The sequence below is a fragment of the Pseudodesulfovibrio sp. S3 genome, from assembly GCF_004025585.1.
Taxonomy (GTDB): domain Bacteria; phylum Desulfobacterota; class Desulfovibrionia; order Desulfovibrionales; family Desulfovibrionaceae; genus Pseudodesulfovibrio.
Genome location: NZ_QTZO01000005.1, coordinates 264,591 through 280,785, shown reverse-complemented (window position 1 = coordinate 280,785; position 16,195 = coordinate 264,591). Strand labels below are relative to the sequence as shown.

The following is a 16,195-nucleotide window of genomic DNA, read 5'->3' as shown; positions in this document are numbered from 1 at the left end:
CGTTGCTTGGCCTTCGTCGCGCATCCTGAGCAGGACACGCTCCAGTTGCTCCACCGACATCACCACCGGAAACAGCATAGGTCCTCCCACGGGATATAACGACAAAAACGGCCGCACCCAGGGGCGCGGCCGGGAGCCGTGGCTCCACATGAGCATCATTTCCGGAGATCGACCTTGGTCATCATGCGCTGACGCTCAGACCGGAAGAAGAGACATCGGCGCCCAAGCTGCCGAAGTCGAATGTCCCTTCCTGCATCTGGCCATAGGCTTCTGCTCCGCCCGCCTGGGTCTGCCCGGAACCCGATCCGACCATATTCAGCAACTGCTGAAACTGGTCTGAATCGCCGGACTCAATCCCGCTGAACATGCTTCCGGAAGAGAGCTGGTCCGCCATCTTGCCCAACCGGGACTCCATGTCGGCCTCAAGCTCTTCCTGGGAGACAAACCCGTCTTCGTTGGTGTCGAGGGCGTCGAACGCCTCCGTGCTCTGGGTTTCCCCATCGCCCACCGCGAACTCGGACTCGCTCAACAGGCCATCGCCATCCGAATCCATGGCATCGATGAAGTCGGAGGACGCTTCCGATGCATCGGGTTTTTCCATCCCCTGCATCATGCCGCCCTGCATGCCCATCATGCCGGTCATGGAACTCACTGATCCGATTTCCATTGACATTCTCCTTAGTTGATCCGTCTCTGGATTGCTCAGCCCGGCAACTGCCGAAGGACAGTCTCCCCTTCCCGTGGGCGGGCTGAGAACGAATGACGGAGTACTCACCTGAATCATCGGACACCGAGCGTTGGCAGTTACGTAATATATGTCTGTTTTCCCTAAAGAATCCTTAACAAGAGAACCATACCTCCAGGTGTGAGAGTCAGGGTAAATTGTCATTTCTTGCGCCAGGGGGATACAGGCAGGTATTTGTACTGCAGGACTCAGCATGGCCAACACAAGGCGGAGATGACCATGGACTCGCACGACTACGAAATATATGAATACAAGGGGAGGTTTGCACGCACCCCGATCAAATCCATACAGGAAGTGCCTCTGACCATCATGCTCAACGGGCGTGAGGTCGTGACCCTGCTCTGCACAGCCAAGCACCCCGAGTACCTGGCCATAGGCTTCCTGAAGTCCGATGCATTCCTGTCCAGCCCGGCCCAGATAACTGACCTGACCGTCCGCGACGAAGGCGACCGTCTGGTGGCCGAGGTCGAGACCTGCCACGACCCGTGGAAAGACCGGGTCATGGAGCGGTCCATCACATCGGGCTGCGGCAAGGGAACCAACTTCGGCCGCAATGTAGCCACCGTGTCCAAACGGTTCCTGGGCGGCGACATCAAGGTCACCCCCGAACAGATACTGGCCCACGCCAAAGAGTTGCACGAACGCTCCACCCTCTACAACGCAACCCGCGGTTGTCACAATTCCTCGCTGTGCACCCCGGACCAAATGCTCCTGTTCCGTGAGGACATCGGCAGGCACAACGCCATTGACATGATCTGCGGCCAATGCTTCCTCGACGATGTGGCCGTAGACGACAAGATGATCGTATCCACCGGGCGGATTGCCTCGGAAATCCTGCTCAAGGTGGTGCGCATAGGCATCCCCATCCTCGCCTCCACGGCCGTGGCCACCAGCTTTTCCGTGGAACTGGCCCGCAAGACCGGAATCACCCTGATCGGCAATATCAAGGATGACAGTTTCTGGGTCTACAACGACTGTGGACGAATCATCGGTTTCTGATCCGCACACCCCTTTTTTCCCTTCAGGAACAGCCTGAGTTCAATTTTCTTCATCTTTCTGAACACCCTGTTTTATTGACCAATTCCATACTAATTATGCCTATTGAGGCATAATTCCATTGAAACTTGTCAAGTTATTTAGACGGTTTACATAATTCTTGTGCCAGACCTTGAGTAAGTGCAAAAGCTTTGGCAAGATGGTGGGCGCCCCATAGGGTTTTCCAAACACGGAAAATACCAAGAGGACATCACATGGAACGCAACATGACCGAAGCAAAGCGCAAGCTGGACAGCAAGATCACCCAGTTGAAAAAAAAGTCGTATATCTCCAGTGAACTGATCGACCTGCTGGACGCAGTGGCGCACATACAGCTGGACGCGTATGCAGAGGCCGTTGTCACCCTGCCGCCCGACAGCGAACTGACCCCGGCCGAAGCAGTGTTTCAGGGGGTGTCGCTGATCGCCCGTGAAGACCTTCCCTATGATGCGGTCCAGGCCGAAACCCTGCTCGGCAAGCTCATCGATCTCCTGAGCAAGGCGGGTGGTCCCATGGGTGAAGGCGCCGACGCGGTAGCCAAAGCCCTGGCCAGCGACGAGTTCACTGCGGCAGAACTCTTCACAAAATTCCAGAACGACGACACCGCATTCTTCGCCTCCTGGACGGAACGTACTCCGAATGCGCCCAAGACCCTGCCTTTTTTGGCCTTTGCCTCCATGGGACCGTCCATCGAGGCCGCGGCGGGACTGCTGGCGGAAAAACTGCCCGCAATCAAAGTTCCGGCGGTCGGCACCTGCCCCGTCTGCGGCAGTCTGCCATTGATATCCTCCCTTGAGCAGAAAGAAGGCGCACGCCACGCCACCTGCTCCTTCTGCCGCCATCACTACCGGATCAAACGCATCAGCTGTCCGGTCTGCGGCGAAGAGGACCAGAAAAAACTCACCTTCTTCACGGTGGATGAAGAGCCGGGATTCCGCGTGGATGTCTGCGACACCTGCAAGACCTATATCAAGACCATCGATTTCCGGGAACTGGACCGTGTCGCACTGCCGGTTCTCGACGACCTGGACTCATTGGCCCTGGATTATGTGGCTGCCGGTCAGGGATACAAGCGGGCAACCCTGTCCGCATGGGGTTTCTAGACACAGGAGGCTTCCATGCCTGCTCTTCTCCGGGATACCATGCAGAAAAATTCGCACATCATGCCGATCATCGACCCTCTTGGCAAAGACGGGTTCGACATGCTCCTGTTCGATGACGCCAAGGCCAGGCAATACCTCCTTGCGCTGACCTGGCCCACGGGCGATCCCTTCTGTCCCCGGTGCGGACACCGTAAAGTATACTCCCTCTCCGGCGAACGGCTGCGCTGTGCCAGTTGCAAATACACCTTCCAGCCCTTTTCGGGCCGCTGGCTCAACAACGGCGCGCTCAGCCCGAGCGAATGGCTGCGACTCCTGGTGCTCTTCGTAAACGAAAATTCGGTCCACCAGATGAAGGAACAGCTGGAGCTGTCCTACAACACGGTCTACAAGGCACTGACCGCCATCCGGTTCGCCATCATGGCCCATGCCCTGGACGCCCGCCAACTGATCAGCTCCGCCACGGGCCTGGATTCATACCTCAAGGGCAACCGCCTGACGGGCGGCCCCCGTGAAATGCGCATGGACACCATCCCGGTCTACGGCATACTGCGTCGGGACGATCTGGTTTTCATCGACCTTGTGCCCGGCTTCCAGGCCGAGACGCTCTTCCACTTCCACATGAACTTCCACCTGAAGCTCATCCGCACCGGCAACCTGGTGTACACGGACAAATACAAGGAATATGACGCGCTCATGTTCTGCGGTAACGACTCCCTCCACTACGAGGTCATCCGCCGCTACGACGAGCCTCCCCACATCGACGCGGTAAAGGATGAATTCTGGGAGTACGCCCAGTCCCGGATCAAGAAATTCCGGGGCATCTCCTGCCAGCGCTTCCCGCTCTACATGAAGGAGTTGGAGTTCCGTTTCAACAACCGCGACAAGTCCCTGACCGAAATCCTGGCCGCCTATCTTTGCGCGCTGGTGCCCAGCGCGGACTGACCGGTCGGCACCTCTCTCTACGGCAGGCCGCCCGGACGCGGCCCCGCCATGCCACAGCCGGTCCGCTCCCTTTGCCCGCAGCGCCTGACGGTCAATTAATAATCCCTTTGATTACAGCTAGATGATTCGGCATACCCGCCCGGCCACCCGGCTGCCCTTCCTCAATTCGTCCATCATTAGCCCACCCGGGCAGATCTTGTGCAAAAGCGTGGTAAAGGTATCAATTTATGTCATTTTTGACATAACGCAAAACCATGCCCCCCAACATGTTTGAAAAAACATGTCGTTTTTCCCCTGTGCGAAAATAGTGCGAAGACACATTTCTTTGCCGCCCCCCTCCAACTCCTCCATAAAGGGGATAACCGAACAAATGGGAAAGGTACGCTCATGCGCATGATCAACAACCACTTGTCGGCTGCAACCGCGGCAGCCTCCACGCCCTTCCAGGGGCTTGGATTTGCCGTGGATGAGGTTTTGGCGGCGGCACAGACGATGACCCTGGTCCCTCACTGTCATGGTGGCAGTTCAGGCGTCTCTGTGTCCGTCCCGGAACCCGTAGTGCAGCCTGGCGGCTACAAGCTGCTCGTGGCCTTGGGCCGCGAGATCCGCGGGCGTTGACCCGCACCCAACCTCAGGAGGTCGAATGCATACCAATCGAAGAAACTTCCTCAAGCTCTCCGCTGTCGCGGCCACAGCCACGGCTTTCGGCGGACTCGGGCTTGGCAGCAATGCTCAGGCGGCTACCATGCCGAACCACGCTGCTGCCCTTGACCCGAAATGGAGCAAACAAACCACTACCGTCTGCTGTTACTGCGCAGTCGGCTGTGGTCTCGTCGTGAACACGTCCCTCAAGGACAAGAAGGCCGTCAACGTTGAAGGTGACCCGGATCATCCGATCAACGAAGGCGCCTTGTGCGCCAAGGGCGCATCCATCTGGCAGCTGGCTGACAACGACCGCCGCCCGGATTCCGTCCTCTACAGGGCTCCCTATTCCAAGGAATTTAAAAAAGTCTCCCTGGCTTGGGCCTTGGAGAAAATCGCGCACAACATCAAGAAGACGCGCGACGAAACCTGGACCGAAAAGAACGCCAAGGGCCAGGTGGTCAACCGTTGCGACGGCATCGCCTCCCTCGGATCGGCCGCTCTCGACAACGAGGAGTGCTGGGCTTACCAGACCATGCTCCGCAGCCTCGGCCTGGTGTACATAGAACACCAGGCGCGTATCTGACACAGCGCAACTGTTGCGGCTCTGGCAGAGTCGTTCGGACGCGGCGCGATGACCAATCACTGGATCGACATCCAGAACTCTGATTGCATTCTCATAATGGGCAGTAACGCTGCCGAAAACCATCCCATCTCCTTCAAATGGGTGACCAAGGCGCAGGAAAAGGGCGCAACCCTGATCCACGTCGACCCCCGTTTCACCAGGACCTCGGCCAAGGCCGACATGTACGCGGGCATCCGCTCCGGTTCCGACATCGCCGTGCTCGGCGGCATGATCAAGTACATCCTGGACAACGACCTGATCTTCAAGGACTACGTAGTCAACTACACCAACGCCTCCTTCATCGTCGGCGACAAGTACAAATTCGAAGACGGCATATTCGCAGGCTATGACGAGGCCACCAGGACTTACGACAAGTCCAACTGGGCCTTTGCCATGGATGCGGACGGCAATCCCAAGAAGGACCCGACCCTGACCGATCCCAAGTGCGTTTACCAGATGCTCAAAAAGCACTACGAACGCTACAACCTGGACAAGGTCTCCTCCATCTCGGGCATGGGCAAGGAAGACCTGACCAAGCTCTACGAGACCTATGCGGCTACCGGCGTGGCCAACAAGGCCGGAACCATCATGTACGCCATGGGCTGGACCCAGCACACCGTCGGCGTGCAGAACATCCGCTCCATGGCCATGATCCAGCTCCTGCTGGGCAACATCGGTGTGGCCGGCGGCGGCGTCAACGCCCTGCGCGGCGAATCCAACGTCCAGGGTTCCACCGACCACTGTCTGCTCTACCATATCCTTCCCGGCTACCTGAGCACCCCCAAGGGGTCCCAGCCCACCCTGGAAGCATACAACGAGGCATACACCCCGGTCTCCAACGATCCCAAATCCGCCAACTGGTGGCAGAACTACCCGAAGTATTCCGCCTCGCTCATCAAGTCCATGTGGCAGAACGACACCCCGGAAGACGCCTACCAGTTCCTGCCCAGGCTCGATTCGGCCTCGGCCATGGATTATTCCTGGCTGACCCTGTTCGACAAAATGGAAAAGGGCCAGTTCAAGGGATTGCTGGCCTGGGGCATGAACCCGGCCTGTTCCGGCGCCAACTCCAACAAGACCAGAAACGCCCTGACCAAACTCGACTGGCTGGTGAACGTTAACATCTTCCCCAATGAAACCGGATGGTTCTGGGAAGGGCCCGGCATGGATCCCTCCAAGATCAAGACCGAAGTCTTCTTCCTGCCCTGCGCGGTTTCCATTGAAAAGGAAGGCTCCATCACCAACTCCGGCCGCTGGATGCAGTGGCGCTACAAGGGACCGGACGCCCCTCACGGCCTGAAGCCGGACGGCGACCTCATGTACGAACTGATGAAAGAGATTCAGACCCTGTACAAGAAGGAAGGAGGCGCTTACCCCGAGCCCATCACCCGGCTCACCTGGGACGCCATCGCCACCAAGGGCGTGTTCGATCCCCACAAGACAGCCAAGCTGATCAACGGATTCTTCACCAAGGATACCGAGATCAAGGGCAAGATGTACAAGAAGGGCGAGCAGGTTCCCAGCTTTGCCTTCCTCCAGGCCGACGGTTCCACCGCTTCGGGCAACTGGCTGTATTGTCACTCCTACACCGACAAGGGCAACATGGCCGCACGCCGCGACCTGACCCAGACCCCGGAGCAGGCCAATATCGGCCTCTACCCGAACTTCTCCTGGTGCTGGCCCGTCAACCGCCGCGTGCTGTACAACCGCGCTTCGGTCGACCTTCAGGGCAAGCCCTACAACCCGGAAAAGGCGGTCATCGCCTGGAACGGCGAGAAGTGGGTGGGCGATGTGCCCGACGGCGGCTGGGCCCCCGGCACCAAGTACGCCTTCATCATGCGCAAGCACGGATTCGGTCAGCTTTACGGCCCCGGCCGCGCCGACGGTCCGCTGCCCGAATACTACGAACCGCTGGAATGCCCGGTCAAGAAGCATCCCTTCTCCGGCACCCTGCACAACCCGACCGCTCTCAAGTTCGACGCCGAGGAAAAGGCCGTGTGCGATCCCAGGTTCCCCCTGGTCGGCACCACCTACCGCGTCACCGAACACTGGCAGACCGGCCTCATGACCAGGAACTGCGACTGGCTGACCGAAGCCGAGCCTCAGGTGTTCGTGGAAATGAGTCCGGAACTGGCGGAACTCCGCGGTTTCGAGAACGGCGAGAAAGTCATTGTGGAATCGTTGCGCGGCTCCCTCTGGGCCAAGGCGATCGTCACCAAGCGACTGAAGCCGTTCCTGGTCCAGGGAACCACCGTCCATCAGGTCGGTCTCCCCTGGCACTTCGGCTGGACATGGCCCAAGGATGGCGGCGATTCCGCCAACCTCCTGACCCCGTCCGTTGGCGACCCGAACACGGGTATCCCTGAAACCAAGGCCTTCATGGTCAACGTCCGAAAGGCGTAAAGGAGGAATGACACATGAGTAAGACATTCTTCATAGACCTGACCAAGTGTACGGCCTGCCGTGGTTGCCAGGTTGCCTGTAAGCAATGGAAGAAACTGCCCGCCGAAAAGACCGAGAACTGGGGCTCCCACCAGAACCCCAAAGACCTGTCCGGCGTGACCCTCAAACTGGTCCGCTTCGAAGAAGTGGAAAAGGACGGCAAGATGCAATGGCTGTTCTTCCCTGAACAGTGCCGCCACTGCATTGAGCCGCCGTGCCTGGATGCCATGACCGTGCCCGGTTCCATCGTGCACGACAAGGAAACCGGCGCCGTGGTCTACACCGACCTGACTGCGAAGGAACCGAACAAGGATGCCTTCGGTATGTCTTGTCCCTATGACATCCCCCGCGTCAACAAGGAAACCGGCCGGGTGGTCAAATGCGACATGTGCATTGACCGCGTCAAGGCCGGCATGCTGCCCGCCTGCGTCCTGACCTGTCCCACCGGAGCCATGAACTTCGGCGACCGGGAAGACATGCTTGCACTGGCTGAAAAACACCTTGCTGCGGCAAGCAAGAAATACCCGGAAGCGGAACTTGTCGATGCCGAGTATGTGCGTGTCATCTACCTGGTGCAGACCGACCCGGACAGCTACTACGAGTCCATGTCCGCAGACGCTTCGCCCGTAAGGAACAGCCCCATGTCCAGGAAGCAGTTCCTGGCCGCCCTGGGACGTCCGGTCAAAAGCATGACCTCCTAATACCCCTCCCCCCCGGTGCGGACACTGTGTTCCGCACCGGGGTTTACTCTGCACGCCAGACATGCGAGAACACCTCCGTAGGCCACACCGTCCGGACACTGTCAGCGTCCGGGGCTATCGGAGTTTTTCACGACCCCGGCAATTGTTATTGTCGGGGTCGTCATGCAATGGCCAAAAGCCTGCCCGAATCCGATGTTACATTGTGGGGAAAAAGGGAATCCTTGTTTTTTTACGAGCGAGCCAGTAACGAGAGTGACAGCATAGTATTGTTGATCCCAATTTGGAGTAGAAACGTGCGAACCCCCTTTTGGATCTGTATTTTCACCTGCCTGACCCTTGTCCTGGCCGCATGTGATACCGCCGACGAATCCTCAATTACAGATTCGCCCACTCCGGGTGTGACCGACAACCTGATCACCCTGGGGTCATCCCTGGCCCTGACCGGCCATGCGGGATATCTCGGCACCCAGACCCTGCGAGGCGCCCAGGCGTACCTCCACCACATAAACGAGCAGGGCGGCGTCCACGGACGAAAGATCCGGGTGGACGCCGTGGACGACTCTTACGATCCGCCCCAATGCCTGGCCAACACCCAGCGATTCATCATCGACAACAACGTGTTCGCCCTGTTCTGCTACGTGGGCACCCCGACCACCCTCAAGGCGCTCCCCCTGGTGGAGGAAGCCCACATTCCCCTGGTGGGCATGTTCACCGGCGCCAATGCCCTGCGCCAGCCCGTCAACCGTTATGTGGTCAACATCCGGGCCTCATACTACCAGGAAACCATGGCTGCGGTGAGCCATATGGTCAACGATCTGGGGCTGCAAAAGATCGCCGTGTTCTATCAATTCGACGCTTACGGCTTTGACGGTCTCATCGGCACGGAGCTCGCCCTCAAGAAATACGAGCTTGAACCCGTTGCCCGAGGCTCCTACATCCGCGGAACGCAGGATGTGCAAGAAGGGCTGGAGAAAATCCGCAAATCCAACGCCGAAGCAGTGGTCATGATCGGCACCTACGGCGCCTGCGCGCAGTTCATAGAACTGGCCGAACAGCAGGAATTCAATCCGATTTTCTACACTGTATCCTTTGTCGGGGCTGAGGAACTGGCCCGCCGAGTCGGCATGAATTCTCCGGCCCACGTGTTCATGTCGCAGGTGGTACCGCCACCCATCGACACCCCCACGGACGGCTACTCGGCCAACGATTCCGCCAGCGACTACGTCAGGCTCCTCAAACGGTATTTTCCTGACGATACCCCGAGTTTTATCGGCCTTGAAGGATTCCTCAACGCGAAAATCATGGTGGAAGGCCTCAGAATCGCCGGGCGCAACCTGACCCGCGAACGATTCATCAACGCCATCGAATCCATCCACGATTTCAAGCTCGGACCGGGCATGTCCATCACCTACGGTCCTGCCGACCGCCAGGGGCTGGAGGCCATCCATTTCACCAAACTGCACCAGGGGCACTTCGTCCCGTTTTCCAACTGGTCCGGATTCAACGAAGAATTGAGGTCGCTTTGATGAGCCTCAGCACACAGGCCTCCACCCGCTTCGCCCGCATCGGCCTGCGCGAAAAGCTCCTGTTTTCCATGCTGGCAGCCGTGCTTTTCATCTCGGTGGCCATTGCACTCGTTTCCCGCTATATCCTGGTCAGCTCCCTGACCAACGAACTTGAAATGCGTGGCTTTGCCATCGCCCACTCCGTAGCGGAACGCGGCGGCTCGTACATCCTGGACAACGACATACCCAAATTGCTCTCCCTGATCTTCGACGAGGGCCGTCTCAGACAACGCAAGGATCTGGTCGCCTACATCTTCATCGAGAACCAGGACGGCAACATCCTGGCCCACACCCTGCCGCACAACCTCCCGGACAACCTGCGCGACAACACCATCCCGCCCGGCAAGCACGATTCCATCCGGCTGATGGAGTTGGGAGGCCAGGAGATATACGACCTGGCAGCCGCCATCAACGAAGGACTCTATCGCATCGGCACTGTCCATGTAGGACTGAACAAACGCCACATAGACTCCCTGGTGGGCAAGCTGCGCGTGGCCTTCCTCGGTTTCATCTCGGCAGTGATCATCATCACCATCATCCTCAGCTCCTGGCTGTCGAAATACATCACCAAACCCGTGTCGGACCTGACCCGGCTGTCCGACGAAATCAGCCGGGGCAACTTCGACATCCCGCTCAAGCTCGGATCGGGTGAGGACTGGGATGGCGCCGAGTGCCCGGCCTTCAGCAACACGGACCTGCCCTGCTGGCATTTCGACCAGTCCCGCAGCGGCCAGCGGCCCGGAGAAGCGCACCGAAAGTGTGCGGACTGCGCCTTCTACCGCAAGCACGAAGGAGACGAGGTCGTCCAACTCGGCGACTCCTTCCGCAACATGCTCTGGTCCATCAAGCTGTACCGACGCCGCCTGCGGGAGTCCGAAGAAAAATACCGTTCACTGTTCGACTCAGGCCCGGACCCGATCTTCGTGGTTGAATGCGCCACAGGCAAAATTCGCGATGCCAATCCGCGTGCCACGGAACTCTACGGATACCCCAAGCAGGAAATCATCGGGATGCGGTTTTTGGATCTCGGTCCCGAGCACAATATAGACTGCCTGACCTATTTCACGGATGGTGGAGGCGGCTGCGTCTACTACCCCAAGCTGATTCATTACAAGCAGGACGGCGAACCCTTCTTTGTGAACATACACGCCTGCCCCATTTCCTACAGGGGACAACACGCCATCATCATCGCGGTAACGGACATCACGGAACTGATCGAAAAGGATGCCCAACTCATCCAGGCGGGCAAGATGAAGTCGCTGGGCGAGATGTCGGCCGGCGTGGCCCACGAGATCAATCAGCCGCTCAACGCCATCAAGATGGGTAGCGAATTCCTCGCCAAGATGCAGGAAGAAGACCTGGAAATCCCCAAGGAACATTTCCTCGAGGTGGTCCGCGAAATTTCCATTCAGGTGGACCGTGCCGCCGAAATCATCAACACCCTGCGTTCCTTTGGCCGCAAGTCCGACCTCATGGCGGAACACGTGGACATCAACCAGCCCATCAGGGCGGTCCTGTCCATGGTCAGGCGACAGTTCGAACTGAACAACATCCGCTTCGTGTTGGAGTTGGCCGACAACCTGCAGCCCGTGCAGGCCCATTCCAACCGCCTTCAGCAGGTGGTCTTCAACCTGGTGGCCAACGCTCGGGATGCCATCAACGACGCTTCCTCACCTTCGGACGGCGATAGCGACCGCCGGATCATCATCCGCACCGGCGGAGAGAACGGCCGGGTTTATGCCGAGGTTGAAGACACAGGTTCCGGCATAGCCGAAAAGGATCAGCGCAAGATTTTCGAACCCTTCTTCACCACCAAGGAGGCCGGTCAGGGCATGGGGCTCGGACTGGCCATCACCTATGGCATCATTAAGGATTACGGTGGAGAGATACGCATCAACAGCATTCAAGGAAAAGGCACGGTTTTCAAGATTGAATTCCCTGCAGCCAGCAAGCGAGGAGAATGCAAGGCATGAAGAAAAAAGTACTGGTCATAGACGACGAACAGCCTACATTGAAGATGTTCTCCCTCCTGCTCGCCGCATACGGCTATGAGGTCCTGACTGCGGAGAACGGCCAGGAAGGCGTCGATACGTTCAAACGGGAGTCTCCTGGTCTTGTGCTGACCGACATAAAAATGCCGGTCATGGACGGTATCGAAGCGCTCAAGGCAATCAAAAAACTTGATCCTTACACGGAAGTCATCGTCATTACCGGCCACGGCGACATGGACCTGGCCATCCAGGCCCTGAACCTGGATGCCACGGATTTCATCAACAAGCCGTTGCAGCGCGAAGCCCTGGAAAAGGCCCTGACCCGCGCCGAAGAGCGGATGTCCATCACCAAGAACGAAGAAGGGCAGGTGGTGCTAGAAGAGCGAACCAGAGCTGCGGTCATCGGCGTGCGCGGCAACGTCACGGCCATGACCATGACCCGCCTGACGGAAACCTTTGTCCAGGCTGTGGCCCTGAAGAAAGACGTCATCCTCATCGATTTCGAAAAGAATGCCTCCATCAACGGGGCGGGCATCACAGGCCTGACCAAACTGATCAAGGAATATCAGACCGCAAATATCCGCATTATCCTTGCCGGCCTGTCCAGCAATTTCAAGGCGGTATTCGAGACCCTGGGCATAACCAAGCTCGTGGAAATGTTCGACACTGAAGAGGAAGCCCTGACCGCCCAATAGCGGAACGGTTTATTTGCCGAGTTTTTCCAATTCGTGAATCAATACGCCCAGATCGGGACGCATGTTGATGTCGTGGACATCAATGAAACGGATGATCCCTTTTGTATCGATGATGAACAGGGCGCGTTCGGTCATACCGTCGGACCGAAGCACGCCATAACTGGCCGCCGCCGCACCATGAGGCCAGAAATCCGACAGTACAGGAAAGTCCAGGCCATGCATGGCCGTTGCCCAGGCGGCCTGACTCGGGGTGTTGTCCGCGCTGATGCCCAAGAGTTCGGCATTGTTGCCGTGAAACAGTTCCAGGGCGAGGTTGTAGCCCGGCCATTGGTCGGAGCAGACCGGGGTCCACGCGGCCGGGACAAAGGAAATGACCACGTTCTTTTTGCCCCGGTAGTCGCTCAGGCGCACCTTGTTCCCGTCCAGGCCTGGCAACTCGAAGTCCGGTGCAGGATCGCCCACCGCGACCTTGAGCACGGAATCCGTCGGTTTGAGCTTCCCCACGTGATACGGGGTGAAATGTTCTGCAAAGGCCACGGCAGCAAACAAACAGGTCATCATGACCGCAAGAGACAGTTTACGTAACATAGCCCCCTCCTATCGACCTGTCTTGTCCAGGACGGTCTTCAAAAAAACGTCCTTGTCCGGGATTTCGCCCTCATGGAAAAACAAAATCTCCCTCTGGCCTTCCCTGAGATCGACCAAATAATATGCCGGGGTGCCGATTTCGCCCAAGGCCTTGTGGACCACGTAATCGGGGTCCTCGAAAATCGGAAATTCCACCCCGTACTTCTTGCGGTAGAACTCCACCTCAAAGGGCGTGTTGCCGACCCCGATGCCGATGAACCGAATGCGCTCGCCCTTGTCGGACGCGGTCGCCTCGACGAACATCCGGTTCACTGCGGGCGCTTCCCGCTGACAGATGGGGCAGTACATGCTGAAGACCTCGACGAGCAGGAAGTCAGCTCGGATGTCCGCCACGGAGAACTCGCCCTCGGGCGCGGCCAGATAGGCCCGATGTTCCGGACTGATCTGGCCCTTGAGGACCAGATCGGGGAATTGATCAGCTGCCATTGCCGGTGCGGTCGCCAATAACAGGCAGGCCGCCAAGGTCAGCATCATTTTCTTCATGTCATTATCCTCATCCTTGGGTGGATTTAACTCTCGTCGAAGGAGACCGGTGCCTATGAACCACGTATTTTATTATTCCAGAAAATACTCGCCTTAAGCAATACCCCCTCTCTCTCACATGCTTCTGCACCAAGGTTGCCACAGCCTGACCCGAACATCTTTTCTCGCCCTCTCCCATGGAGTTGTGATAAAGTGCGTCCACATGACGAATCACTAACCATAACCGGGCAGAAATGCTCTGCTCAAGAACGGGAAAAAGCATGGAACAGAAATACTCCTCTCACTCAATCATCACAGGGGCCATCCTGGCGCTGGGCATCGTGGCCGGCTGCTGGGTGCTGGGTAACGCCCTGGTCGGATTCAAGGCCATGGACCGGTATGTCTCGGTCAAGGGCCTGGCCGAACGGGAAGTGCCTGCCGACCTGGCCATGTGGCCCATCAGCTTCAGCGCCGCTGCCGACACCCTGCCCGAACTGGATGAGGCCCTGGCCCAATCCCGCGCCCAGATCATGATCTTTCTCAAGGCGCAGGGCCTGGGAGATGCGGAAATAATGAACGCAGCCCCGCTCATCCAGGACAACCAGATGAACATGCCGAACCAACGGCCCGCCCAGCGGTACACCGCCCAGGCCGTGCTCACGGTCCGTTCCAAGGATATCCCCACCGTGAAAAAGGGTATGTCCGCAGCCGGCGAACTCGTGTCCCTCGGTGTCATGCTGGTCCAGAACTGGGAATTCAGGCCGACCTTCACCTTCACCGGCCTCAACGCCATCAAGCCGGACATGATCGCCGAGGCCACCCGCAACGCCCGCGACGCAGCCAAACAGTTCGCCGAGGACTCCGGTTCCCGGGTTGGCAACATCCGCAGGGCCAGCCAAGGCTATTTCAGCCTTGAGGACAGGGACCAGTACACGCCGGAAATCAAACAGATCAGGGTCGTGACCAACGTCGACTATTTCCTGGAAGACTGATCGGGCTTTTCAAAAACAAACAGGCCCTGCAACAATTCTGTTGCAGGGCCTTGTTATTATCCGAATTTGCGCAAAGCTATTCGTTGACCGTTCGCAAGACTGAGTCCAGTGCAAGATACTTTCCATACAATCCGGTATATTTCTCCACGGCACCGGCTGAGGGAGTCGCTCCACCGGGAGCATCCATGACCACATACCTCGTCGCAAGATCGACCAGAGCCACTTTATCGCCGCCATCCCGTTTCACGCACCACACGGCCTGAATGGCCGCGCCGAGTGCTCCTGCTTCTTCTACCACGGGACAAACCACCGGACAGTCGAAAACATCAGCCACCATCTGCCGCCACAACGTGCTTTTGGCCCCGCCGCCGACCAGCCGGATTTCCGCAGGCTTCACGCCGAGACGCTGCAGGACGCCCATCCCGTACCGCAAACCGAAGGTCGCCCCTTCCATGGCCGCACGACACAGGTTGGCCGGAGTGTAGTTGGAAGTATTCAGACCGTGCAAGGAAGCCGTTGCCTTCGGCAGGGCCGGAGTCCGCTCGCCATTGAAATAGGGCAACAGCATGACGCCGCCCGCGCCCGCGTCGGCCTGGGCAGCTAACGTATTGAGCTTGGCGGTGTCCATAGCCAGCAGATTCCTGGTCAGCTCGGTGGCCACGGTCACGTTCATGGTGCAGACCAGAGGCAACCACCCGCCGGTGCTTGAACAAAACGCGGCCAGTTCCCCCTGCGGGTCGATGACCGGCTTGTCCGCATGGGCGTAGATAGTGCCCGAAGTGCCGAGCGAGGCCGTGACCACGCCCGGAACCACGTTGCCGGTGCCGATGGCCGCGATCATGTTGTCACCGCCGCCGCTGGAGACCAGGACGTCCGTGCCGAATCCGAACTCTGCAGCCACCTCCGGTCGAACCACGCCTGCGGGCTGGTCGGATTCAATCAGCTCGGGCAGACAATCGACCAGCTTGCCGGACGGGTCCATGGCGGTCAGCATCTCCATGCTCCAACGCCGCTGGGCCACATCGAAATAGGCCGTGCCGGAAGCATCGCCGCATTCGGTCCTGCGCTCACCCGTGAGCCAATAATTTATATAATCATGGGGCAACAGAACAGTGGACAGCCGGTCATAGTTCTCCGGCTCGTTGTCCTTGAGCCAAACCACCTTGGAGGCCGTAAACCCTACGGCCACGGAATTGCCTATGGCATCGACCACCGCCTCCTGACCGCCCATGGCTTCAGTGACGGCACTGCACTGGGCCGTGGTGGCCGTGTCACACCACAGCTTGGCCGGGCGGATGACCTCCCCGGCGGCGTCCAGGGGCACGAACCCGTGCTGCTGGCCGGATACACCGATACCGCGCACCAGAGACGGATCGACTCTGGGATCGGACACCAACTGGCCCAGGACGGCCCGACAGGCGGCTATCCACCAGCCCGGCTCCTGCTCGCGCTTGCCCGTACCGTCTTCAATCAGGCTGTGCGGAGCGTGGGCCTCGGCCAGAATACCGCCGGACTCCGCGTCCAACACCAACCCCTTGGTCCCCTGCGTCCCGGAATCAATCCCAATAAACAGTCCATTCATACGACAACTCCCGTCCGCCGAAGGC

The 16,195-nt window shown here is 58.6% G+C and carries 14 protein-coding genes; 10 read left to right on the top strand and 4 right to left on the bottom strand.

Going from position 1 to position 16,195, the window contains the following annotated elements:
• Positions 1-181: 181 nt before the first annotated feature.
• Positions 182-667: an EF-hand domain-containing protein gene (locus tag DWB63_RS17270; RefSeq protein ID WP_164879817.1), complete on the bottom strand. Its 486-nt coding sequence runs from the start codon at positions 665-667 to the stop codon at positions 182-184.
• Between the two features lie 297 nt (positions 668-964).
• Here DWB63_RS17270 and fdhD point away from each other — a divergent pair, with 297 nt between their 5' ends.
• The 9 genes from fdhD to DWB63_RS08170 all read left to right on the top strand — a co-directional run bounded on the left by fdhD (position 965) and on the right by DWB63_RS08170 (position 12,486).
• Positions 965-1,744, top strand: a complete 780-nt coding sequence (gene fdhD / locus DWB63_RS08210) for a formate dehydrogenase accessory sulfurtransferase FdhD (protein ID WP_128328334.1) — start codon at positions 965-967, stop codon at positions 1,742-1,744.
• 251 nt (positions 1,745-1,995) lie between these two features.
• Positions 1,996-2,883: a formate dehydrogenase accessory protein FdhE gene (locus DWB63_RS08205; protein ID WP_128328333.1), complete on the top strand. Its 888-nt coding sequence runs from the start codon at positions 1,996-1,998 to the stop codon at positions 2,881-2,883.
• A gap of 15 nt (positions 2,884-2,898) precedes the next feature.
• Positions 2,899-3,825 (top strand): transposase, encoded by a 927-nt coding sequence (locus DWB63_RS08200; RefSeq protein ID WP_128328332.1) that lies wholly within the window; start codon positions 2,899-2,901, stop codon positions 3,823-3,825.
• A 387-nt stretch (positions 3,826-4,212) separates the two neighbouring features.
• Positions 4,213-4,443: a hypothetical protein gene (locus DWB63_RS08195; protein WP_128328331.1), complete on the top strand. Its 231-nt coding sequence runs from the start codon at positions 4,213-4,215 to the stop codon at positions 4,441-4,443.
• Positions 4,444-4,468: 25 nt separating this feature from the next.
• On the top strand, positions 4,469-7,495 hold the full coding sequence (gene fdnG, locus DWB63_RS08190; RefSeq protein WP_128328330.1) for a formate dehydrogenase-N subunit alpha: 3,027 nt from the start codon (positions 4,469-4,471) through the stop codon (positions 7,493-7,495).
• 14 nt (positions 7,496-7,509) lie between these two features.
• On the top strand, positions 7,510-8,235 hold the full coding sequence (locus DWB63_RS08185; protein WP_128328329.1) for a 4Fe-4S dicluster domain-containing protein: 726 nt from the start codon (positions 7,510-7,512) through the stop codon (positions 8,233-8,235).
• A gap of 341 nt (positions 8,236-8,576) precedes the next feature.
• The gene (locus tag DWB63_RS08180; RefSeq protein ID WP_279593562.1) at positions 8,577-9,761 is read left to right on the top strand and encodes an ABC transporter substrate-binding protein; all 1,185 of its coding nucleotides are present in this window, start codon (positions 8,577-8,579) and stop codon (positions 9,759-9,761) included.
• Positions 9,761-11,773, top strand: coding sequence for an ATP-binding protein (locus DWB63_RS08175; protein ID WP_128328327.1), 2,013 nt, complete (start codon positions 9,761-9,763; stop codon positions 11,771-11,773). The genes DWB63_RS08180 and DWB63_RS08175 overlap by 1 nt, the downstream gene beginning before the upstream one ends.
• Positions 11,770-12,486, top strand: coding sequence for a response regulator (locus DWB63_RS08170; RefSeq protein ID WP_128328326.1), 717 nt, complete (start codon positions 11,770-11,772; stop codon positions 12,484-12,486). The genes DWB63_RS08175 and DWB63_RS08170 overlap by 4 nt, the downstream gene beginning before the upstream one ends.
• 9 nt (positions 12,487-12,495) lie before the next feature.
• Here DWB63_RS08170 and DWB63_RS08165 read toward each other — a convergent pair whose 3' ends face one another.
• Entirely contained in the window at positions 12,496-13,044 is a 549-nt protein-coding gene (locus DWB63_RS08165; protein WP_241648747.1) for a peroxiredoxin, read from the bottom strand.
• Positions 13,045-13,083: 39 nt separating this feature from the next.
• Positions 13,084-13,617 carry a TlpA disulfide reductase family protein gene (locus DWB63_RS08160; protein ID WP_128328324.1) on the bottom strand — a complete coding sequence of 178 codons (534 nt, stop codon included), beginning with the start codon at positions 13,615-13,617 and terminating at the stop codon, positions 13,084-13,086.
• 260 nt (positions 13,618-13,877) lie between these two features.
• On the opposite strand from DWB63_RS08160, the gene DWB63_RS08155 reads away from it, so the two are divergent.
• On the top strand, positions 13,878-14,588 hold the full coding sequence (locus DWB63_RS08155) for an SIMPL domain-containing protein (RefSeq protein ID WP_128328323.1): 711 nt from the start codon (positions 13,878-13,880) through the stop codon (positions 14,586-14,588).
• 76 nt (positions 14,589-14,664) lie between these two features.
• Here the strand turns inward: DWB63_RS08155 and xylB are convergent, their stop codons facing one another.
• On the bottom strand, positions 14,665-16,170 hold the full coding sequence (gene xylB, locus DWB63_RS08150; RefSeq protein ID WP_206613146.1) for a xylulokinase: 1,506 nt from the start codon (positions 16,168-16,170) through the stop codon (positions 14,665-14,667).
• Between the last annotated feature and the right edge of the window lie 25 nt (positions 16,171-16,195).

Bases quoted from the DNA above. Each gene is read 5' to 3' on its own strand.
- DWB63_RS08195 (WP_128328331.1), top strand. From the start codon at position 4,213: ATGCGCATGATCAACAACCACTTGTCGGCTGCAACCGCGGCAGCCTCC.
- DWB63_RS08160 (WP_128328324.1), bottom strand. From the start codon at position 13,617: ATGAAGAAAATGATGCTGACCTTGGCGGCCTGCCTGTTATTGGCGACC.
- DWB63_RS08155 (WP_128328323.1), top strand. From the start codon at position 13,878: ATGGAACAGAAATACTCCTCTCACTCAATCATCACAGGGGCCATCCTG.
- DWB63_RS08205 (WP_128328333.1), top strand. From the start codon at position 1,996: ATGGAACGCAACATGACCGAAGCAAAGCGCAAGCTGGACAGCAAGATC.
- DWB63_RS08185 (WP_128328329.1), top strand. From the start codon at position 7,510: ATGAGTAAGACATTCTTCATAGACCTGACCAAGTGTACGGCCTGCCGT.
- fdhD (WP_128328334.1), top strand. From the start codon at position 965: ATGGACTCGCACGACTACGAAATATATGAATACAAGGGGAGGTTTGCA.
- DWB63_RS08175 (WP_128328327.1), top strand. From the start codon at position 9,761: ATGAGCCTCAGCACACAGGCCTCCACCCGCTTCGCCCGCATCGGCCTG.
- DWB63_RS08200 (WP_128328332.1), top strand. From the start codon at position 2,899: ATGCCTGCTCTTCTCCGGGATACCATGCAGAAAAATTCGCACATCATG.
- DWB63_RS08165 (WP_241648747.1), bottom strand. From the start codon at position 13,044: ATGACCTGTTTGTTTGCTGCCGTGGCCTTTGCAGAACATTTCACCCCG.
- DWB63_RS08170 (WP_128328326.1), top strand. From the start codon at position 11,770: ATGAAGAAAAAAGTACTGGTCATAGACGACGAACAGCCTACATTGAAG.
- DWB63_RS17270 (WP_164879817.1), bottom strand. From the start codon at position 667: ATGGAAATCGGATCAGTGAGTTCCATGACCGGCATGATGGGCATGCAG.
- xylB (WP_206613146.1), bottom strand. From the start codon at position 16,170: ATGAATGGACTGTTTATTGGGATTGATTCCGGGACGCAGGGGACCAAG.